We start from the raw sequence: 20316 nt of genomic DNA on the forward strand, positions 1-20316 counted from the left end.
GATGTGCGACGCCGCGCCAATGCGTCCCGGTGTCGGATGCAGCGGTTAGGCTCAGTAGACGATCTCAGGATCCCCCTAGGAGGACGCGCATGGCCCGTATCGGCGAAAGCGCTGACCTGTTCAAGTGCTCATTCTGCGGAAAGAGCCAGAAGCAGGTGCAGCAGCTCATCGCAGGACCCGGTGTGTACATCTGCGACGAGTGCGTCGAGCTGTGCAACGAGATCATCGAGGAGCGGATGGCCGAATCGTCGGCCGACGGCACGGCGGACTTCGAACTCCCCAAGCCCCGCGAGATCTTCTCCTTCCTCGAGGAGTACGTCGTCGGGCAGGAGCCTGCCAAGAAGGCGCTGGCCGTCGCGGTCTACAACCACTACAAGCGGATCCGTGCGCACGGCACCCTCCAGACGGCCGAGCAGAAGGCCGAGAGCGTAGAGATCGCGAAGAGCAACATCCTGCTCATCGGGCCGACCGGCTGCGGCAAGACCTATCTGGCCCAGACTCTCGCGAAGAAGCTCAACGTGCCGTTCGCGGTCGCGGACGCCACGGCGCTCACCGAGGCCGGCTACGTCGGCGAGGATGTCGAGAACATCCTTCTCAAGCTGATCCAGGCCGCCGACTACGACGTCAAGCGCGCCGAGCAGGGCATCATCTACATCGACGAGGTCGACAAGATCGCCCGCAAGGCAGAGAACCCCTCGATCACCCGCGACGTCTCGGGCGAAGGTGTGCAGCAGGCCCTTCTGAAGATCATCGAAGGCACGGTCGCCTCGGTTCCTCCGCAGGGCGGGCGTAAGCATCCCCACCAGGAGTTCCTGCAGATCGACACGTCGAACGTGCTGTTCATCGTCGCGGGCGCTTTCGCCGGCCTCGAGGACATCGTGTCGGCCCGCGTCGGCAAGCACGGCATCGGTTTCGGTGCTCCGTTGCACGACAAGGGCAAAGACCTCGACCTGTTCAGCGAGGTGCTCCCCGAGGACCTGCACAAGTTCGGTCTGATCCCCGAGTTCATCGGTCGTCTTCCCGTCGTGACATCGGTGTCGCCGCTCGACCAGGATGCGCTCATCGACATTCTCACGGGGCCGCGCAATGCGCTCGTCAAGCAGTACCAGCGCATGTTCGAACTCGACGGCGTTCAGCTCGAATTCGAAGAGGGGGCGCTCCGCTCGATCGCCGACCTCGCCGTCGAGCGCAAGACCGGTGCTCGCGGACTCCGCGCGATCCTCGAAGATGTGCTCGGTCCGATCATGTTCGAGATTCCGTCGGCCGACGACGTCGCCAAGGTCATCGTCACTCAGGCCGCCGTCGACGAAGGCGCCCCGCCGACCATCGTGATGGAGCGCAAGCGCAAGAGCGCGTGAGCCCCGCTCCCTCGCCCTGGCGAGTGTTCGGCAGCGAGCTGATTCGCGCCGACCGGTGGATTCGTGTGCGCGCGGACGACTGCCGCGACGAGCGCGGGCGCTCCATCACCCCCTACTACGTGTTCGAGTACGGAGATTGGATCTCGGTGCTCGCGCTGGATCGCGAGGGCCAGGCGATCGTCGTCGAAGAGTATCGGCACGGGGCGGGGATCGTCGCGGTCGGCACGATCGGGGGCGCTGTGGAGGCAGGCGAGACACCGGAGGATGCCGCAGTCAGAGAGCTGCGGGAGGAGACCGGGTACGAGGCCGATGAGATTCTCGACCTCGGCGCTACCTGGGCGAACTTCGGGAACCACACCAATCGGGTGCATCACTTCCTCGCACGGGGCTGCGTACGCGTCGCAGAGCAGTCGCTGGATGACAGCGAGGCGATCACCGTGCACCGAGTGGCTCTCGACGGTCTCGGTGAGCAACTCGCGCAGAGCTATCACCAGCTCACCTGGTACAAGGCCATGGAGCACCTCGACCGCTGACGCTGTGCCTCCGGCTGATGAGGTCAGGCTTCGAGGCCGCGGCGCCTCAGCAGAGGTGCGATCTCGGCATCGCGACCGCGGAAGTCGCGATACGCCTCGAGAGGGTTCTTCGAGCCGCCGACGCCCAGCAGGCGGGAACGGAACCGGTCGCCGTTCTCGCGCGTGAGTCCACCGTTCTCGCGGAACCAGTCGACCGTGTCTGCGTCGAGCACCTCGCTCCAGATGTACGAGTAGTAGCCCGCGCTGTATCCGCCGGAGAACACGTGGGCGAAGTAGGTCGACGAGTAGCGGGTCGGCACGACAGGGTCGTCGAGGCCGATGTCTGCGAGGGCGGCGGCCTCGAACGAGGCGACGTCGGTGATCTCGGACTCCGATGTCACCCGGTGCCATGCCTGGTCGAGCCAGGCGGCCGCGAGGTACTCGCTGGTGTCGTGGCCCTGGTTGAACGTCTCCGTCGCACGCAGTCGTTCGACGATCGCGGGGTCGAGCGGCTCTCCCGTGTCGTGGTGCCGCGCATAGTTGTCGAGCACCTCCGGCCAGAGGATCCACATCTCGTTGACCTGGCTGGGGAACTCGACGAAGTCGCGGAAGACATTGGTTCCCGAGAAGTGCGGGTAGGTGACCACCGCGAACAGGCCGTGCAGTGCGTGGCCGAATTCGTGGAAGAGCGTCGTCACCTCGTCGAGGGTGAGCAGCGTCGGCTCGCCGTCCCCGGGCAGCGGGACATTGAGGTTGTTGACCACGACGGGCAGCGTGCCTCGCAGGCGGGACTGACTCACGATCGGATTCATCCACGCGCCGCCACGCTTCGAGTCGCGGGTATAGAGGTCGAGCACGTACAGACCCAGAGCGCTGCCGTCTGCGTCATGCACCTCGAACACCCGGGCTCCCGGGTGGTAGGCCACGAGGTCGTGCCGCTCGGAGAAGGTCACGCCGTACAGCTGTGTGGCGGCGAAGAACACGCCGTCCTGCAGCACTCGCTCGGCCTCGAACCACGGACGCAGCGCGCTCGTGTCGATGTCGTAGCGCGCAGTGCGCACCTTCTCGGTGTAGTACGCCCAGTCGTGCGCCTCCACGGCGAACGGGTCGCTCTCGGTCTCGTCGACGATGGCTTGGAGCGTCTCGCGCTCGGTGCGGGCGTTGCGTGCTGACGGCGCGGCGAGTTCGCGGAGTATCCGTTCGACGGCCTCCGGGCTGCCGGCGGTCTCGTCTGCCGTGACGTACGCGGCGTGAGAGGGGTAGCCGAGGAGGGCGGCGCGCTCCGAGCGGAGCCGGACGATCTCTCGCAGTACTGGACGGTTGTCGTTCGCATTGTCTCTCGACGCCCGCGCGCGGGACGCGTCCATGATGCGACGTCGTGATTCCCGATCGCGCAGCTGCGCAAGGTACGGATGGCCGGTGAACAGCGGCAGCGAGACGACGTACCTGCCCTCGAGGCCGCGGTCGGCGGCGGAGCGGGATGCGGCGGAGAGCTCGCCGGTGCTGAGGCCCCCGAGCTCATCGGGGGAGTCGAACACGACCGCGAGGTCGTTGGTGTCGTTCAGCAGATTGCGCTCGAACGTGTTGTTCAGCGTCGAGAGCTGTTGGTTCAGCGCGGTGAGCCGTGCTTTGGCGTCGTCATCGAGAGCGGCTCCGGCGTGGCTCATCTCGCGGTGGTGACGCTCGACGAGATACCGCTGCTCGTCGTCGAGCTCGAGGTGCTCGAGCTGCGCGTACACCTGCTGGACACGCCAATACAGTGCGCTGTCGAGGGTGATCGCGTCCTGGTGTGCGGCCATCAGGGGCGCGAGCTGTTCGTCGACCTCCTGGATCGCGGGGGTCGCGTCGGCCGAGGCGACGGTATAGAACGCGTGAGCGACGCGATCGAGCATCTCGCCGGACCGTTCGATCGCTTCGATCGTGTTCTCGAATGTGGGCATGGAGCGCACCATGGTGATTCGAGAGATCTCGTGAAGGTGCTCGTCGAACGCCGCCTGGAATGCGGGGAGGTAATGCTCGGGGCTGATGGCCGCGAAGTCGGGAAGTCCGTACGGGAGAGTGGACGGCTGGAGCAGCGGGTTCGAGACGTCGGTCATCTTCCGAGCCTACCCACCGTGCTTCGCGGCACGAGCGACCTCTGCGATGGCGAGCCTCAAGCCGATTGCAAAGAAACTGTTGCAAAGAAGCCTTTGCAAAGGTATATTTGCATGCATGACGAAAGACGAGCAGATGCGACGGCTGGATCCGGGTGCCCTCAAGGCGCTCGCGCATCCGCTTCGGGTGCGTATCTTCGATCTGCTCAGCGCTCACGGGCCCCAGACGGCGAGTTTACTGGCTGCGATGCTGGGGGAGACGTCCGGCTCGACGAGCTATCACCTGCGCACCCTCTCGGCGCACGACCTGATCAGAGAGGTCGAGGGTCGTGGCACCGCTCGCGAGCGCTGGTGGGAGCTTCCACAGGGGCGGATCGACATCCCCGGCCCGAGCGAGGCGATGTCGCCGGCGAACCGCGCTGCAGCGCAGATCGTCTCGTCCGAGTTCTTCCGTCTGCGACACGAGACGCTGATGTCGTGGGTGAATCGCCCCGATTCCGATGTTCCCGAGGGGTGGAAGGACACGGGCCTCATCGCCACGACGCTCCTCGAGGTCACGTCGGCGCAGATGGAAGATCTCAAGGCCGAGCTCATGACCGTGGTAGATCGGGCTGTCGAGCGCTACCGGGGTCAGACAGGACCGGATGTGCGCCGAGTGTCGATGCGCACGGAGCTCTTCGACCTTCCCGCATCGGGCCCGGTCCTAGCAGATGCCGCAGACACGAGTGTGGAGGAATCATGACCAGTGCGACCATTCATCTCGTCGCTCCGACTCAGGTCGAGCGACGTCTGCTCGGCCTCGCCGAGGTGCTCACCGCCTTCGTGCGGCATCGCATCGAGCGGCGTGCCCGGAAGCGCGAACTCGCACTCGATCTCCTGCGCGAGCAGCAGAGCGCTCGCCAGGACCCGCACGCCGTCGATCACATGCTCGCCCAGCTCGGGCTTCCGCGGCGCTGACCCGGACTGTCCGCAACGATGAAGCCCCCTGCCGCAGATGCGGACAGGGGGCTTCGTGCACGAAGGGTCGCGCAGTCAGTCCTCGAACGGGCGGGCGATCACGTCGCCCGCCCCGGTCTGGACGACCTCCCAGCCCGCGTCGAGCTCTGCGATCGCGCGGCCCTCGAGCCACGTGAGCGTCCAGTGTCCGGAGAGACCTCGCGATTCGACCCCGGCGATCGCCGGACGAAGCGCGGCGGGAACGGAGGCCGGCGGCTCGGAGCCGGTGGCCCACCGCGTGCCCAGCTGCATCAGACGCCCTCGACCGGGGCGAGTTCGATCGCGGTGACCGCGAACTCGTCACCCACGGCGAGTCCCAGCTCTGCGATGCGCCCGACGGCCGACAGGTCGGCGGCGGCTGCTCGCAGCGCCTCGTACTTCTCGGCCGGAGCGGTGATCATCGCGCTCGCGACCGGGGTCTTCTGCGATGCCTTCGCCTCGGTCTTCGCTCGCCGGATGCTGATCAGAGCCTCGCTGGCCACGGACAGCACGGCGGGGTCGCCCTCGATGCCGAGCGGCTCGGGCCACGATGCCGTGTGCACCGAGCCCTCCTCGAACCACGACCACACCTCTTCGGTCGCGAACGAGAGGATGGGGGCGAGCAGACGCAGCAGCGTCGAGAGCGCGAGCCGCAGAGCGAGTGCGGCGGATGCCTGTCCGACGTCGTTCTGGTTGTAGGCGCGCTCTTTCACGAGCTCGAGGTAGTCGTCGCAGAACGTCCAGAAGAACGCCTCGGTGACCTCGAGAGCCTTCGCCTGGTCATAGTGCTCGAACGCCTTCGTCGCGTCGACGACCACGGAGTCGAGAGCGGTCAGCATCGAGGCGTCGAGTGCATGGGTCACCTGCGCGCCCTCGGGCACGGGGAACGACAGCACGAACTTCGCCGCGTTGAGCACCTTGATCGCCAGGCGGCGTCCGATCTTGACCTGGGTCGGGTTCTGCGGGTCGAACGCGGCGTCCATGCCGAGGCGGCTGGAGGCGGCCCAGTAGCGCACCGCATCCGATCCGTGGGTCTCGAGGATGTCCGCCGGGGTCACCACGTTGCCCTTGGACTTCGACATCTTCTTGCGGTCGGGGTCGACGATGAAGCCCGAGATCGCGGCGTTGCGCCAGGGCGAACGGCCGTCCTCGAGGGTCGAGCGCAGCATCGTCGAGAAGAGCCAGGTGCGGATGATGTCCTGGCCCTGGGGCCGCAGGTCGAACGGGGCAGTGAGCTGCCACAACTCCTCATCGCGCTGCCATCCGCCGGCCAGCTGCGGCGTGAGCGACGAGGTCGCCCAGGTGTCGAGGATGTCGGCCTCGGCCTCGAATCCACCGGCCACTCCGCGCTGATCCTCGGTGTATCCCGCAGGCACATCGGTCGTCGGATCGATGGGGAGGGTGGCGTGGTCGGGCGCGAGCACGCGGTCGTAGTCGCGGTCGCCGTTCTCATCGAGTCCGTACCAGAGAGGGATCGGCACGCCGAAGAATCGCTGACGCGACACGAGCCAGTCACCGGTCAGCCCGCCGACCCAGTTCTCATATCGCACCCGCATGAAGTCCGGGTGCCAGGCCAGCTGCGTGCCGCGCTCGAGCAGCTCGTCGCGCAGCTTCGCGTCGCGCGCGCCGTTGCGGATGTACCACTGGCGCGTCGAGACGATCTCGAGCGGGCGGTCGCCCTTCTCGAAGAACTTCACCGCGTGGTTGAACGGCTTGCCGACAGCCGTCATATCGCCGGTCTCCTGCAGCTTCTCGACGACCGCCTTGCGCGCCGAGAACACGGTCTTGCCGGCGAGCTCGCCGGCATACCAGTCGATGGCCTCAGCGTTCGCGACGATCGACGGGGCGGTGGGCAGGAAGCGCCCGTCGAGACCGATCGTCGTCATGTTCGGGAGGTGGTCGCCTGTGGTCGTGCGCAGCTCGCGCCACCAGATGATGTCCGTCACGTCGCCGAACGTGCAGACCATGGCGGCGCCCGTGCCCTTGTCGGGCTGCGCGAGGTGGTGGCCGTGGATCTCGATCTCGGCGCCGAAGAAGGGGGTGCGCACCTTCGTGCCGATCAGATGCTTGTGCGGGCCCTCGGGGTGCGTCACGATCGCGATGCAGGCGGGAAGCAGCTCGGGGCGGGTCGTCTCGATCGTGATCGAGCCGGAGCCGTCTGCGAACGGGAAGTCGATGGTGTGATACGCGGCCTGCTGGTCGCGATCTTCGAGTTCCGCCTGCGCGATCGCCGAGCGGAAGTCGATGTCCCACAGCGTCGGCGCGAGCGACTGGTAGGCCTCGCCGCGCTCGAGGTTGCGCAGGAACGCGAGCTGGCTCTGGCGGATCGTGTCATCCGAGATCGTGCGGTACGTCTGTGACCAGTCGACGGAGAGGCCGAGCTGGCGGAACAGGGCCTCGAACTGCTTCTCGTCTTCGATCGTCAGGCGCTCGCAGAGCTCGATGAAGTTGCGGCGGCTGATGGGCACCTGGTCGGCGGCGCGGCTGGACTTGTTGTCGCCGCCCTCGAACGGCGGCGTGAAGCCATCCTGATAGGGGAGCGAGGGATCGCAACGCACGCCGTAGTAGTTCTGCACCCGGCGCTCGGTGGGGAGGCCGTTGTCATCCCAGCCCATCGGGTAGAAGACGTTCTTGCCGCGCATGCGCTCGAAGCGCGCCTTGACGTCGGTGTGCGTGTACGAGAACACGTGTCCGATGTGCAGGCTGCCGGATGCGGTCGGCGGGGGAGTGTCGATCGAGTAGACGCCCTCACGGCCCGACTCCGCGGCGCGGATGCGGTCGAGCAGGTACGTGCCCTGTGCGGACCAGCTCTCACCCCACTTCGCTTCGAGACCTTCGAGTACGGGCTTGTCGGGAATGGCGGACATGAAGGTTCTCCTCGAGCGATGTATGCGGCACTGTGTGAGCGTGCCTGAGTGTGGATTGTGTCCCACAGTCTAATCGCCCTCGCTGGGGAGCACGCGGCGCGGGCCGCAGAGCCCACTGCCACCACGGAGGATCTAGAATTGGATCGAGTCCAAGAACTGATGCATCCGCGTCGTCTTCCGCATTCCCTCCCGAGGAACAGCATGCCTATCTCCTTCCTGCGTCGCGCCATCCCGCTCGGCGCGACCGTCGCCGTGAGCGCACTCCTGCTCAGCTCCTGCGCTGCACCGTCATCCGAGTCCGACGGCGGTGAGCTCGTCTGGTCGATCGAAGGTGCGAACCTCTCGGCGGGGCACATGGATCCGCAGGTGAGCCAGCTCGACGTCTCGGGCATGGTCCAGCGCGCCGTGCTCGACTCGCTGGTGTTCCAGGAGAACGACGGCTCCTTCACCGCGTGGCTGGCGAAGGACTGGTCCGTCTCGGACGACAGCACCGAATACACCTTCATCCTGCGCGACGACGTGACGTTCTCCGACGGCGAACCGTTCGACGCCGAAGCGGTCAAGGCGAACTTCGATCGCATCGTCGACCCTGAGACGGAGTCCGCGCAGGCCGCGAGCATGATGGGGGCCGACTTCTACGAGGGCACCGAGGTCGTCGACGAGCACACGGTGAAGGTGAGCTTCACCCAGCCGTACGCGCCGTTCCTTCAGGCGGCGAGTACGCCGCAGCTCGGCTTCTACTCACCGGCCGTACTTGCCGAGTCCGCCGATCAGCTGAAGGCCGGAGGCCCCGACGTCACCGTCGGCACCGGTCCGTTCGTGCTCACCGAGTACACGCCGGACCAGGAGCTCGTGTACACCCGCAACGACGACTACGCCTGGGGGCCGCACGGCGAAGACGCACCGAAGGTCGAGACGCTGCGCGTCGAGATCCAGCCGGAGGCCTCCGTGCGCACGGGCGTGGTGCAGAGCGGCGAGGCGGATCTCGCGAGCAACATCCCGCCGAACCTCGCCGGGGACCTCGGAGACGGCATCACCGTCGACTCGATCGAGTACCCCGGTCTGCCGTACTCGCTGTACCTCAACGAGAAGTACGGCGTCTTCGCCGATGAGAAGGTCCGTCAGGCCTTCGCTCTCGGCATCGACGTGGACGCGGCAGTCGAGGAGATCTTCTTCGGACAGTTCCCGCGGGCCTGGAGTGTGCTCGGTTCGACCACTCCCGGGTACGACGCCTCCCTGGAGGACGCTCGTCCGTTCGACCCGGATGCGGCGAACGCGCTCCTCGACGAGGCCGGGTGGACGGAGCGCGACTCCGACGGCATCCGCATGAAGGACGGCCAGCGTCTGTCCGCCCGCTGGATCGCGTGGACCCCGGTTCCCGACGATCGCGCGGCTCTGGCGAACGCGATCCAGTCGGACCTCAAGACGATCGGCTTCGAGGTGGTGCGCGAGACGCTCGAGCCCGGCGCGTACAACGAGCAGTACGGGCCGAAGACCTTCGACCTGACCGACTGGGGATTCTCGGGCGTCGATCCCGACTTCCTTCGTGCGCACCTGCACACCGAGGGGTTCCAGAACGCCTCGCAGGTCTCCGACCCGGAGATCGATGCGCTGCTCGAGCAGGCGGTCGCGTCGAACGATCAGGATCAGCGCGATGACATCTACACGCAGCTGCAGGAGTGGAACGCCGACTACACGGCGATCGTGCCCCTCTACAGCCCGTCGGCGATCACGGCCGTCGGGGAACGGGTGGACGGGCTCGCCTACGACCTCTACGGTCGGCCGCTGTTCTACGACGTGAGCGTCGGCTGACACCCGGATCGTCGAGCGCCCCTCCCGCGAGCACTGCGATATCTTCGTGAGCGCGCGCCGTGAGCCGAGGGGCGCTCAGGATCCGTCGAGAGGGCGTCCACGGTGAAGGCAGCGCTCCTCAGGGTCGCCGGACTCGCGGCATCCGTCGTCATCGTCCTCTGGGGGGCGGCGACGCTGGTGTTCCTCGCGTTCCGTGTGATCCCGGGGGATCCGGTCTCGGTCATGCTCGGACCGCAGGCGCAGGTGAGCGATGAGGTCAAAGACGGCATCCGCGCGGAACTCGGGCTCGATCGTCCTCCGATCGAGCAGTACGTCACGTTCATCGGACAGCTCGCTCGGGGCGACCTGGGGGAGTCCTATCAGCTGCGGATGCCGGTGGCCGAGGTCATCGGACGCCAGCTCGGTTCCACGCTGCAGCTCGCCGCACTGGCGCTGCTCGTCGCGGTGGTGCTGGCTCTGGTCGTCGCGCTGTTCGTGAGAGGGCGCACCGGGCGCACCGTCGCCGCCGCCGTCGAACTCGTCATCCTTTCGTCGCCCGTCTTCTGGATCGGCCTGATCCTGCTCAGCGTCTTCGCGTTCGGGCTCGGCTGGTTCCCGGTGTCCGGTGCGCGCAATCCTGCGACGATCGTGCTCCCTGCGGTCACCCTCGCACTGCCGGTGGCCGCCCTGCTCAGTCAGGTGCTGCGCGACGGACTCGTGCAGGCCGAGCGGATGCCGTTCGCCGAGACGGTTCGTGCGCGGGGTGCGAGCCCGTCGTGGTTCACCCTGCGGCATGGGCTGAGGCATGGCGCCGCCAATGCGGTGACGCTGGCTGCCTACCTGACCGGATCGGTGCTCGGCGGAGCCGTGCTAGTCGAGACCGTCTTCGCCCGTGCGGGCCTCGGGCGGGTCACCCTCGCGGCCATCACCAACCGCGATCTCCCAGTGATCACGGGGATCATCCTGCTCAGCGCCATCGTGTTCGTGATCGTGAACCTCATGATCGAGCTCCTGCATCCGCTCATCGATCCGCGTCTGCGCACGGAACGCGGGGGTGTGCGATGAAGCGTGCGCAGGTCGTGCTGCTCTGGTGCGCGGTGGCCGTGCTGCTGACACTCGCGTTCGCTGCAGCCTTCCCCGGAGTCCTCGCCACGCACGACCCGCTCCAGACGGATGTGCGTGCGTCGCTGCTGCCGCCGAGTGGCGAGCACCTGTTCGGCACGGATCAGAGCGGCCGAGACGTGTACTCGCGGGTGGTCTACGGAGCCGGGCGCTCGATCGGCATCGGATTGCTCGCCACCGGCGTCGCCCTCGCTGGCGGACTCCTCGTCGGAGCCGTGGCCGGGCTCTCGCCACGAGGCGTCGACGCGGCGCTCATGCGCGTGAACGACGTGCTGATGGCGTTCCCCGAGTTCCTGGTCGCGCTCGTGGTGGTGGCGGTGCTCGGGCCAGGCCCGGTGAACATCGCGATCGCCGTCACCCTCGCGGCGGTTCCCGTCTACATCCGCCTCGCGCGCGTGCAGACGCGCACGTTGCGCGGCGCAGAGCATGTCGAAGCCGCCCGCATCCTCGGAGTTCGCCCGGTTCCTGCCTTCGTGAGGCACGTCGTGCCGGGAGTGCTCGGCTCGTTGAGCGTGCTCGCGACGATCGGCATCGGATCGAGCATCCTCGCCGCAGCCGGACTCAGCTTCCTCGGCCTCGGTCCCTCGGAGCCGACGCCCGAGTGGGGACTCATGCTCGCGGGCGGGCGCAACGTGCTGGGCCAAGCCTGGTGGATCGCCGTGTTCCCCGGCATCGCGATCACCGTGACCGTGATCGCAGCGACGGTCGTCGGCCGGCTCCTGCGTGCCAGGGCAGACGGAGTGGCGCCATGACCGCGGCGCTGGAACTCGAGGGTCTGCGCATCGACTTCGGGGGGACGCCCGTGGTCGACGGGGTGTCGCTGTCGGTGGCGCGAGGGGAATGCGTGGCGATCGTCGGAGAGTCCGGGGCGGGCAAGACCCTCACGGCCAGGGCACTGCTCGGGCTCGCCCCACAGGGCGCGCGCGTCGCATTCGAGCGGCTCGTCGTCGACGGGACGGACGCCGCCCGTCTCGGCGAGCGCGGATGGCGGGCACTGCGGGGAGCCCGCATCGGACTCGTGTCGCAGGACGCGCTGGTGTCTCTCGACCCGCTGCAGCGGGTGGGATCGGAGATCGCCGAGCCGCTCCGTCTGCACAGGATCGCATCGGGGCGGGCGGCGCTGGAGGAACGGGTGCAGGACCTGCTCCACCGCGTGTGGATGCCCGATGCCGCTCGGCGGGCGCGGCAGTACCCGCATCAGCTCTCCGGGGGGCTCAGGCAGCGGGCGCTGATCGCGTCGGCCATCGCCGCAGGGCCCGCAGTCCTCGTTGCCGACGAGCCGACCACCGCCCTGGACGCCACCGTGCAGGCACGGATTCTCGGGCTGTTGCGAGAGATCGCCGACGCCGGCACCGCCATCGTGTTCATCAGTCATGACTTCGCCGCCGTGCGGAGGATCGCGGATCGGGTGCTGGTGATGCGCAACGGCATCGTCGTCGAGTCGGGGCCCGTCGACGAGGTGCTCGAGAAGCCGCAGCACGAGTACACCCGGCAGCTCATCGACGCGACGATCCACGAGCCGCGTGCAGAGCGGGACGGAGCGGCCACGACGGTGCTCGTCGCCGCCGGGGTCACGAAGGCGTTCGGCGATCTCGTCGCGGTGCAGGACGCGTCGTTCGCCGTATCGGCGGGCCGCACCCTCGGAATCGTCGGCGAGTCCGGATCCGGCAAGACGACTCTCGCCCGAATGATCGTGGGAGTGGAGGATGCGGATGACGGCGGACTGCGATGGATCGGGCAGCACCGGGTGCAGCTCGTGCATCAGAACCCTCTCGGTGCCTTCGACCCGCGGTGGACGATCGGGCGATCGCTGAGGGAGGCGCTCGCCGCCGGGGGTGTACCTCGCCAGCAGCGCGCGGATCGAGTGTCGGCGCTCCTCGCGGAAGTCGATCTCGATCCCGTGCTCGCGAGCCGTCGACCGATCGCCCTGTCCGGGGGGCAGCGCCAGCGCGCGGCGATCGCTCGGGCGCTCGCCGCCGACCCCGAGGTGCTGGTCCTCGACGAGCCGGTGTCGGCTCTGGATCCCTCGGTGCGCGAGAAGGTGCTGCAGCTGCTGTTGCGCCTCCAGCGTGAACGCGAGCTGACGATGATCGTCGTGTCGCACGACCTGGATGTCGTCGGCGCAGTGGCTGACGAGGTGCTCGTGATGCAGGATGGCGTCATCGTCGAGCAGGGCGCGGTCGGCGACGTGTTCGCTGCACCGCAGCATCCGTTCACCCGGGAGCTCCTCGAGGCGAACCGGCCCGTCAGTCCGTGACCTGGATGCCGATGCCTGCGGCGAGCAGCGGCGCGAGCTGCTGCACCTGGAACCCTGTGAGCGTCGTGCCCCGCAGGCTGTTCGCATCGAGGAACGCCGCGGCGTCGAGTCCTCGGAGGTCGACGTGCGTGGCGCGCATGCCTCGTGAGTCCACCTCATCGGACCGAGTGCCGGTGAAACGGACCCGAGTGAGTTCCGCCTGAGGCATGTCGAGTGTGCGAATGCCGCAGTCACGGATCTCGACGTCGCTGGCCTTCGCCGCCCCGAGATTGAGATAGTCGATCCGCACGTCACCGAGCAGGAGCTCGTCGATGCGTGAGCTGCTCAGATCGAGTGTGCCTATGCGACCCCCGCTGATGCGCAGGCGGCGAATGCTCGCATCCCGCATCTTCAGTGACGCGATCCGGACGCCGACGAGATCGACGTCGATGAGCGTGGCGCCGGTCAGGTCGACGCTGTCGGCGTCGGCGGTGATCGTGCACTGCTCGAGCGCGGCATGGGCGAGGTCGACCGTGCCGTCGAGATCGAGGCTCGCAGCGATCAGATCCGCGCTGCGACGTGCTGCAGCGGGCGTGAAGACTCGCGGAAGGTCGGGCGGCGAGACGCGGGGAGCCACGGGGGATTCGGGGGAGCGGGCCATGCTTCGAGGGTACGGGGTGGGTGCGACACTCCCTGCCCCGGCCGCTCCCACGGCCGCTCCTGCCCGGCCAAATCCACCTCACTCGGCCCGTTGCGCGGAATCGGACCGAGTGAGGTGGATTCGGCCGAGCGAGAGTGGGAGCACGAGCGTGGGGTGAGCGAGCTACGGACGTGCCACCCGTTGCCCGTCGGGGACGCCTCGACCGCTCCTGCACGGAACACCCCGGGACACCGTTGTCCACATAAGCCTGGAACCGGGGGCGACGCGCAACCGGTACGTCCCACACTGGCTGGGTGCGGAGAACGTCAGAGGACTTGCTTGAGACGATGATGGAGCTCGGCGGCGTCGTGCGTGTCACTGTTATCGACGAGCGCGGATTTGCTCGGAGCCTGGTCGCTTCGGCGGTCGAACGCGGTGTGCTGATCCGGCCGCGACGAGGATGGCTCGCGGTGCCTTCCGCCGACGGGATGCTGATCAGTGCCGCGCGCCGAGGCGTCGTGCTGACCTGTCGTACTCAAGCCGCTCGACTCGGCCTCTGGCTGCACGACCATTCGGGCGAGCCGCACGTCGCTGTCGGACCGAACGCCGCGGGGAGGCGGCGTTTAGACGCACAGGTGCACTGGGGAAGTCCGATCGTGCAGCGTCATCCGGATGTGCTTGTCGATCCGATCGAGAATGTGCTGGCGTACATCGCCGAGTGCGAGCCCTTCGAGCGGGCGCTCGCAACCTGGGAGTCAGCGCTCAACAAGTCACTCGTCACGATGGAAGCTCTGCGTGGATACTCGTGGAAGCCAGCGGCGCGGCGGATTCTCGTTCGGGCGACTCCTTTCGCCGACGCGGGGCTGGAGACCTACTTTCGCGCGCGGCTGCGGTGGTTGAGAGAGCCGATCCGCGTGCAGATCTGGATCGCGGGTCACCGCGTCGACACGCTGATCGGCGACCGATTCGTCGTACAGATCGACGGAGCCCACCACGTCGGTGCGCAGCGATCCGCAGACATCCGGCACGATGCCGAACTGCGACTGATGGGGTATCACGTGATGCGCGTGTCGTACACGGACGTCATGTTCGATTGGCACATCGTGCAGGACCTGATCATGCGCGCGATAGCGCAGGGGCTGCACCGCTCGGCGTGAGCGACCCGCCACCCACCCAGCTATCCACCCACCCAGCTATTCACCCACCCAAGCACTTCGCTCCGTCGGACAGATGTTCTTGCCTCGGCCGAATTTTCGCAGTATGGCCGACGGACGTGCATTCGGCCGACACAGGCGCAGGCCCCGGAGGCATACCGGACCTCGGAAGCGCATAGGGCACTCGGAAGCGCACGCCCCGCACCGCGCGTACAATGGATGCCAAGAGCATCGATCCGGACATCACCGGGGAGCTCTCGGAAGAACGGTCGGTCTCGCAGAGTCCGACTCAGTAGAACCGAGCGGGGCAGGCCCGTCACAGCCGCAGTGAGAGTGGCTCCGCCGTGAGGCGCAGCACGCGAGGTGGTACCGCGGTTCCCGGGATGACATTCCCGACGGATCGTCCTCGCAGCAGCATCCGCCACGACTCCTGCGAGACGACATGACCTATCCGCGTTCCTCCTTCGGCCCCGCCGCCGACCAGGCTGCCTCCGTCGCCCCGAGCCCTCGGTTCCCTCAGATCGAGCGCGACGTGCTCGACTTCTGGGAGACCGACCAGACCTTCCGTGCGTCGATCGAGCAGCGCGAGGGCAACGACGAGTGGGTCTTCTACGACGGCCCGCCGTTCGCCAACGGCCTGCCGCACTACGGGCACCTGCTCACCGGGTACGCCAAGGATGTGTTCCCACGCTTCCAGACCATGATCGGCAAGAAGGTCGATCGTGTCTTCGGCTGGGACACCCACGGTCTGCCCGCCGAGCTCGAGGCCATGAAGCAGCTGGGCATCACCGAGAAGAGCGAGATCGAGGCCATGGGCATCGACGTCTTCAACGCGAAGGCGAAGGACTCGGTGCTGAAGTACACGCACGAGTGGCAGGACTACGTCACGCGTCAGGCCCGCTGGGTCGACTTCGAGCGCGGATACAAGACCCTCGACCTCGGCTACATGGAGAGCGTGCTCTGGGCGTTCAAGACGCTGTTCGACAAGGGCCTCGCCTACGAGGGATACCGGGTGCTGCCGTACTGCTGGCGCGACGAGACCCCGCTGTCTGCGCACGAGCTGCGCATGGACGACGACGTGTACCAGAACCGACAGGACCCGTCGGTCACCGTCACGTTCCCGCTGACCGGGGCGAAGGCGGAAGGCCTCGGTCTCACCGCAGTGCGGGCGCTCGCCTGGACGACGACGCCCTGGACGCTTCCCACCAACCTCGCGCTCGCCGTCGGACCCGACATCGAGTACGTCGTGCTCCCGGCCGGCCCCGGCGGTGCGGCCGACGTGCACCAGATCGCCGGAACGACGGATGCAGCCGTCGAGGCCTCCGCCCACCGCTACCTCCTCGCCCGCGAGCTGCTCGGCGGCTACGTGAAGGACCTCGGCTACGAGAGCCTCGACGACGCGCTCGCCGCAGTCGACGCGACCGTGCGTGGAGCCGAGCTCGAAGACGTCACCTACGACCGCCTCTTCGACTACTACGCCGACGCCGAGACCTACGGCACCGAGAACGCCTGGCGCATCCTGGTCGACGACTACGTCACGGTCAGCGACGGCACCGGCATCGTCCACCAGGCGCCCGCCTATGGTGAGGACGACCAGCGGGTCGCCGGCGCCGCCGGCATCCCGACGATCCTGTCGCTCGACGACGGCGGACGATTCCTGCCGAACGTGACCGACGTCGCCGGCCAGCTCTGGATGGATGCGAACACGCCGCTCATCCGTCTGCTGCGCTCCGAGGGGCGTCTGCTGCGCGAGCAGAGCTACGTGCACTCGTACCCGCACTGCTGGCGCTGCCGCAACCCTCTGATCTACAAGGCCGTGTCGAGCTGGTTCATCCGCGTCACCGACATCAAGGACGACCTGCTCGCGAACAACGAGCAGATCACCTGGGTGCCCGAGAACGTCAAGCACGGCCAGTTCGGCAAATGGCTCGAGGGTGCGCGCGACTGGTCGATCAGCCGCAACCGCTACTGGGGCTCGCCGATCCCGATCTGGAAGAGCGACGACCCCGAGTACCCGCGCGTCGACGCTTACGGCTCCCTGGAAGAGATGGAGCGCGACTTCGGCACGCTCCCGCGCAACCCCGAGGGCGAGATCGACCTGCACCGCCCGTACATCGACGACCTCACACGTCCGAATCCCGACGACCCGACCGGCAAGAGCACCATGCGCCGCATCGAGGACGTCTTCGACGTGTGGTTCGACTCGGGCTCCATGCCGTACGCGCAGGTGCACTACCCGTTCGAGAACCAGGAGTGGTTCGACACGCACGCACCCGCCGACTTCATCGTCGAGTACATCGGGCAGACGCGTGGCTGGTTCTACGTGATGCACGTGCTGTCGACCGCGCTCTTCGATCGTCCGGCGTTCACCGGCGTCAGCTGCCACGGCATCGTGCTGGGCAACGACGGATACAAGATGTCGAAGTCGCTGCGCAACTATCCCGACGTCTCCGAAGTCCTCGACCGCGACGGCTCCGACGCGATGCGCTGGTTCCTCATGTCGAGCTCGGTGCTGCGCGGCGGCAACCTCGCGGTCACCGAGGAGGGCATCCGCTCCGGCGTCCGCGAGTTCCTGCTCCCGCTGTGGAACTCGTGGTACTTCTTCGCGACGTATGCGAATGCGGCGAAGCCCGGGGGCTACGAGGCGAGCTGGCGCACCGATTCCACGGACGTGCTCGACCGCTACATCCTGGCCCGTCTGGGCGACCTCGTGCGCGATGTGCGCGCTGACCTCGAAGGACTCGACTCCACCACGGCCTCGGCTCGTCTGCGCGACTTCGCGGAGGTGCTCACCAACTGGTACATCCGCCGGTCACGCGATCGGTTCTGGGAGGGCACGAGCACCGACGCGTTCGACACGCTCTACACGGTGCTCGAGACGCTCACGCGCGTCGCGGCTCCGCTGGTGCCGCTCATCAGCGAGCGCGTCTGGCAGGGCCTGACCGGCGGACGCAGCGTGCACCTGCAGGACTGGCCCGACGAGACAGCATTCCCCGCGGCCGACGAGATCCGCGACGCGATGGATGCCGTGCGCGAGCTGTCGAGCGTCGGCAACGCACTGCGCAAGAAGGAGAAGCTGCGCGTGCGCCTGCCGCTCGCGCGCCTCACGGTCGTGTCGCCGCTGGCTGCGACGCTCGGTCAGTTCGAAGACATCCTCCGTGAGGAGCTCAACGTCAAGTCGGTCGAGCTCGTCGAGGCGACGGAGAACACCGCCGCCGACTACGGAATCGATCATCGCCTCAGCGTGAACGCTCGCGCAGCGGGCCCCCGTCTGGGCAAGGACGTGCAGAAGGCCATTCAGGGCGCGCGGAACGGGGATTGGTCCGAGGTCGACGGTGTCGTGACGGCCCGGGGCATCTCACTCGAGCCGAGCGAGTACGACCTCGTGCTCGAGACCACCGGCCGACCGGAGGGTGAGGCACTCGCGATCGTCCCGAGCGGCGGATTCGTGCTGCTCGACACGCAGACGACCCCCGAACTCGAGGCCGAGGGGCTTGCGCGCGACGCCATCCGCGTCGTGCAAGAGGCCCGCAAGAACGCGGACCTCGACGTGAGCGACCGCATCGTGCTCGCGCTCAACGTGAGCCCCGACGACGCCGAGGCGCTGCAGGCGCACGCGGACCTGATCGCGGGGGAGACCCTGGCGGTCGCCTTCGCTGTGCAGGCCACCGACGAGATGAGCACGCTCGTGCAGGACGTCACCAGTCCGGGAGACGGCGTCTTCCGCAGCGGGGCGACCGCGCTGGGCGCCGACAAGCGTCCGATCATCGTCACGATCGACGTCACGACGAAGGAGCCCGCCGCATGAGTGCCCGTGACAAGGCCGACGCCGTCTACGACAAGCTGCTGAGCCGCGCGGGGGAGCGCTGGGTGCAGCCCCGCAAGGAGCGCACCGCGCGCATCCTCACGTACCTCGACGACCCGCAGCGCACCTATCGCGTCGTGCACATCACGGGCACGAACGGGAAGACGTCGACCGCACGGATGATCGAGACGCTGCTGCGCGCCCACGGTCTGCGCACGGGACTCTTCACCAGCCCGCACCTCGAGCGGTTCACCGAGCGCATCATGATCGACGGTGAGCCGATCGACGATGCGGCGATCGTCGACGCCTGGAACGAGATCGAGCCCTTCGTCGAGATCGCCGACGCGGAGCTCGAGGCCTCAGGCGAAGAACCGCTGACCTTCTTCGAACTGCTCACGGTGCTCGCCTTCGTGGCAGTGGCCGACGCTCCTGTGGACGTACTCGTGCTCGAGGTGGGCATGGGGGGCGAGTGGGACTCGACGAACACGGCAGACGGCGATGTGGCGGTCTTCGCGCCCATCGACATCGACCACGCGGATCGTCTCGGTGGCACGATCGCCGAGATCGCGAAGGTCAAGGCAGGGATCATCAAAGAGGGCGCGGCCGTCGTCTCGGCGCAGCAGCCCGCGGAGGCCGCGGACGTACTGCGCCGTGTCGCGGCCGAGAAGAACGCCACGATCGCGTTCGAGGGCGAGGAGTTCGGACTCGCCGACCAGAAGCTCGCGGTCGGCGGACAGCTGCTCACCATCCGCGGACTCGCAGGTGCCTACGTCGAGGAGTACCTGCCCCAGTACGGCGCGCACCAGGGTCACAACGCGGCCCTCGCCGTCGCCGCGGTGGAGTCGCTCATCGGAGGCGCCGAGCAGCCCATCGCAGCCGACATCATCTCGGAGGGGCTCCAGGGCGCGACGTCTCCCGGACGCCTCCAGCTGCTGGGGATCGCGCCGACGGTGATCGTGGATGCCGCGCACAACCCGCACGGGGCTGCAGCGCTCGTGCAGGCGATGGACGACAGCTTCGACTTCGATGAGTGGGGCGTCGTGCTGGGCGTCCTGGCCGACAAGGACGCCGCGGGGATCGTCGCGAAGCTCGCGCCCGCAGCTGCTCACGTCTTCGCCACTGCGCCGGAGTCCGATCGCGCGAGCGACGCGGATCTCATCGCCGACCTCGTCGAGGCGACGGGGCAGCGAGCCACCGTGCACCCGACCCTCGCGGAGGCCGCGGACGCCGCACGCGAGTGGGCGGCGTCCTCCGATCGACGAGCCGTCGTGATCGCGGGATCGGTCGTGCTCGCGGGCGAGGCGATCGCTCTCGCCGAGGCAGAGGACTGGAAGTCCGGGTGGCGCGCATGACCGCCCCCTCCCCGGCTGCTCGCCGTCCGCGTGCGCCCCGCACACTGGTGCAGAAGCTGGCGCCGATCGTGCTCGGATTCGAGTCGATCGTCGTCTTCCTGGCAGGGCTCACGGTCTTCGGGCTGAAGACGCTGCCTGCCGGCATCCCGCAGTGGTGGGGCATCGTCGGGGGTGCGGTCGTCGGACTCGCCTGCATCGCCGTGGCCGGCATGATCACGAAGCCCTGGGCGATCACCGCGGGGTGGATCCTGCAGGTCGTCATCGCACTGGCGGCTATCCTGGTGCCCGCGATCCTGCTCGTCGTCGTGGTTTTCGGCGGCATGTGGGGGTATGCGACGATCATGGGGGCCCGATTGGACGCACGACGTCCAGCCGAGCCCACGACTGAGACTCAGACAGAGAGTGAATGAC

Annotated in this window: 16 protein-coding genes; 12 read left to right on the plus strand and 4 right to left on the minus strand. The window is 67.7% G+C overall.

Annotated features, from left to right (window positions below):
• Nucleotides 1–89 precede the first annotated feature (89 nt).
• Nucleotides 90–1358: an ATP-dependent Clp protease ATP-binding subunit ClpX gene (gene clpX / locus ACIP5T_RS00810; RefSeq protein WP_400859807.1), complete on the plus strand. Its 1269-nt coding sequence runs from the start codon at nucleotides 90–92 to the stop codon at nucleotides 1356–1358.
• Complete coding sequence (locus ACIP5T_RS00815) at nucleotides 1355–1891, plus strand: NUDIX hydrolase (RefSeq protein WP_400859808.1); 537 nt, start codon at nucleotides 1355–1357, stop codon at nucleotides 1889–1891. The genes clpX and ACIP5T_RS00815 overlap by 4 nt, the downstream gene beginning before the upstream one ends.
• A 23-nt stretch (nucleotides 1892–1914) precedes the next feature.
• Here the strand turns inward: ACIP5T_RS00815 and ACIP5T_RS00820 are convergent, their stop codons facing one another.
• The gene (locus tag ACIP5T_RS00820) at nucleotides 1915–3966 is read right to left on the minus strand and encodes a M3 family metallopeptidase (RefSeq protein WP_400859810.1); all 2052 of its coding nucleotides are present in this window, start codon (nucleotides 3964–3966) and stop codon (nucleotides 1915–1917) included.
• A gap of 115 nt (nucleotides 3967–4081) precedes the next feature.
• Between ACIP5T_RS00820 and ACIP5T_RS00825 the strand changes: the two genes are divergently transcribed.
• Together ACIP5T_RS00825 and ACIP5T_RS00830 are read left to right on the plus strand one after the other, a co-directional pair.
• A complete protein-coding gene (locus tag ACIP5T_RS00825) occupies nucleotides 4082–4705 on the plus strand; it encodes an ArsR/SmtB family transcription factor (RefSeq protein WP_400859812.1) in 624 nt (207 codons plus the stop codon).
• A complete protein-coding gene (locus ACIP5T_RS00830) occupies nucleotides 4702–4920 on the plus strand; it encodes a hypothetical protein (RefSeq protein ID WP_400859813.1) in 219 nt (72 codons plus the stop codon). The genes ACIP5T_RS00825 and ACIP5T_RS00830 overlap by 4 nt, the downstream gene beginning before the upstream one ends.
• Before the next feature lie 75 nt (nucleotides 4921–4995).
• On the opposite strand, the gene ACIP5T_RS00835 is transcribed toward ACIP5T_RS00830, so the two are convergent.
• Together ACIP5T_RS00835 and valS are read right to left on the minus strand one after the other, a co-directional pair.
• Nucleotides 4996–5211 (minus strand): hypothetical protein, encoded by a 216-nt coding sequence (locus ACIP5T_RS00835; RefSeq protein ID WP_400859815.1) that lies wholly within the window; start codon nucleotides 5209–5211, stop codon nucleotides 4996–4998.
• Nucleotides 5211–7805, minus strand: coding sequence for a valine--tRNA ligase (gene valS, locus ACIP5T_RS00840; RefSeq protein WP_400859817.1), 2595 nt, complete (start codon nucleotides 7803–7805; stop codon nucleotides 5211–5213). Before valS ends, ACIP5T_RS00835 begins: the two co-directional genes overlap by 1 nt.
• 201 nt (nucleotides 7806–8006) lie before the next feature.
• Between valS and ACIP5T_RS00845 the strand changes: the two genes are divergently transcribed.
• The 4 genes from ACIP5T_RS00845 (at nucleotide 8007) to ACIP5T_RS00860 (ending at nucleotide 12975) form a co-directional block, all read left to right on the plus strand.
• Nucleotides 8007–9617 (plus strand): ABC transporter substrate-binding protein, encoded by a 1611-nt coding sequence (locus tag ACIP5T_RS00845; RefSeq protein WP_400859819.1) that lies wholly within the window; start codon nucleotides 8007–8009, stop codon nucleotides 9615–9617.
• Between the two features lie 102 nt (nucleotides 9618–9719).
• Nucleotides 9720–10661: an ABC transporter permease gene (locus tag ACIP5T_RS00850; RefSeq protein WP_400859821.1), complete on the plus strand. Its 942-nt coding sequence runs from the start codon at nucleotides 9720–9722 to the stop codon at nucleotides 10659–10661.
• Nucleotides 10658–11470, plus strand: a complete 813-nt coding sequence (locus ACIP5T_RS00855; RefSeq protein WP_400859822.1) for an ABC transporter permease — start codon at nucleotides 10658–10660, stop codon at nucleotides 11468–11470. Before ACIP5T_RS00850 ends, ACIP5T_RS00855 begins: the two co-directional genes overlap by 4 nt.
• Complete coding sequence (locus tag ACIP5T_RS00860; protein ID WP_400859824.1) at nucleotides 11467–12975, plus strand: ATP-binding cassette domain-containing protein; 1509 nt, start codon at nucleotides 11467–11469, stop codon at nucleotides 12973–12975. The genes ACIP5T_RS00855 and ACIP5T_RS00860 overlap by 4 nt, the downstream gene beginning before the upstream one ends.
• Here the strand turns inward: ACIP5T_RS00860 and ACIP5T_RS00865 are convergent.
• Nucleotides 12965–13615: a pentapeptide repeat-containing protein gene (locus ACIP5T_RS00865; protein ID WP_400859825.1), complete on the minus strand. Its 651-nt coding sequence runs from the start codon at nucleotides 13613–13615 to the stop codon at nucleotides 12965–12967. The genes ACIP5T_RS00860 and ACIP5T_RS00865 overlap by 11 nt on opposite strands.
• A gap of 293 nt (nucleotides 13616–13908) precedes the next feature.
• On the opposite strand from ACIP5T_RS00865, the gene ACIP5T_RS00870 reads away from it, so the two are divergent.
• The 4 genes from ACIP5T_RS00870 to ACIP5T_RS00885 all read left to right on the plus strand — a co-directional run bounded on the left by ACIP5T_RS00870 (nucleotide 13909) and on the right by ACIP5T_RS00885 (nucleotide 20315).
• Complete coding sequence (locus ACIP5T_RS00870; RefSeq protein WP_400859827.1) at nucleotides 13909–14751, plus strand: endonuclease domain-containing protein; 843 nt, start codon at nucleotides 13909–13911, stop codon at nucleotides 14749–14751.
• Nucleotides 14752–15190: 439 nt separating this feature from the next.
• Nucleotides 15191–18556 (plus strand): isoleucine--tRNA ligase, encoded by a 3366-nt coding sequence (gene ileS / locus ACIP5T_RS00875; RefSeq protein ID WP_400859829.1) that lies wholly within the window; start codon nucleotides 15191–15193, stop codon nucleotides 18554–18556.
• Nucleotides 18553–19905, plus strand: coding sequence for a bifunctional folylpolyglutamate synthase/dihydrofolate synthase (locus ACIP5T_RS00880; protein WP_400859831.1), 1353 nt, complete (start codon nucleotides 18553–18555; stop codon nucleotides 19903–19905). Before ileS ends, ACIP5T_RS00880 begins: the two co-directional genes overlap by 4 nt.
• Entirely contained in the window at nucleotides 19902–20315 is a 414-nt protein-coding gene (locus tag ACIP5T_RS00885; protein WP_400859833.1) for a DUF4233 domain-containing protein, read from the plus strand. The genes ACIP5T_RS00880 and ACIP5T_RS00885 overlap by 4 nt, the downstream gene beginning before the upstream one ends.
• Nucleotide 20316 lies beyond the last annotated feature (1 nt).

The organism is Microbacterium sp. NPDC088619 (genome assembly GCF_044752825.1).
Classification (GTDB): domain Bacteria; phylum Actinomycetota; class Actinomycetes; order Actinomycetales; family Microbacteriaceae; genus Microbacterium.

Bases quoted from the DNA above. Each gene is read 5' to 3' on its own strand.
- clpX (WP_400859807.1), top strand. From the start codon at position 90: ATGGCCCGTATCGGCGAAAGCGCTGACCTGTTCAAGTGCTCATTCTGC.
- ACIP5T_RS00820 (WP_400859810.1), bottom strand. From the start codon at position 3,966: ATGACCGACGTCTCGAACCCGCTGCTCCAGCCGTCCACTCTCCCGTAC.
- ACIP5T_RS00825 (WP_400859812.1), top strand. From the start codon at position 4,082: ATGACGAAAGACGAGCAGATGCGACGGCTGGATCCGGGTGCCCTCAAG.
- ACIP5T_RS00830 (WP_400859813.1), top strand. From the start codon at position 4,702: ATGACCAGTGCGACCATTCATCTCGTCGCTCCGACTCAGGTCGAGCGA.
- ACIP5T_RS00835 (WP_400859815.1), bottom strand. From the start codon at position 5,211: ATGCAGCTGGGCACGCGGTGGGCCACCGGCTCCGAGCCGCCGGCCTCC.
- valS (WP_400859817.1), bottom strand. From the start codon at position 7,805: ATGTCCGCCATTCCCGACAAGCCCGTACTCGAAGGTCTCGAAGCGAAG.
- ACIP5T_RS00845 (WP_400859819.1), top strand. From the start codon at position 8,007: ATGCCTATCTCCTTCCTGCGTCGCGCCATCCCGCTCGGCGCGACCGTC.
- ACIP5T_RS00855 (WP_400859822.1), top strand. From the start codon at position 10,658: ATGAAGCGTGCGCAGGTCGTGCTGCTCTGGTGCGCGGTGGCCGTGCTG.
- ACIP5T_RS00860 (WP_400859824.1), top strand. From the start codon at position 11,467: ATGACCGCGGCGCTGGAACTCGAGGGTCTGCGCATCGACTTCGGGGGG.
- ACIP5T_RS00865 (WP_400859825.1), bottom strand. From the start codon at position 13,615: ATGGCCCGCTCCCCCGAATCCCCCGTGGCTCCCCGCGTCTCGCCGCCC.
- ileS (WP_400859829.1), top strand. From the start codon at position 15,191: ATGACCTATCCGCGTTCCTCCTTCGGCCCCGCCGCCGACCAGGCTGCC.
- ACIP5T_RS00880 (WP_400859831.1), top strand. From the start codon at position 18,553: ATGAGTGCCCGTGACAAGGCCGACGCCGTCTACGACAAGCTGCTGAGC.
- ACIP5T_RS00885 (WP_400859833.1), top strand. From the start codon at position 19,902: ATGACCGCCCCCTCCCCGGCTGCTCGCCGTCCGCGTGCGCCCCGCACA.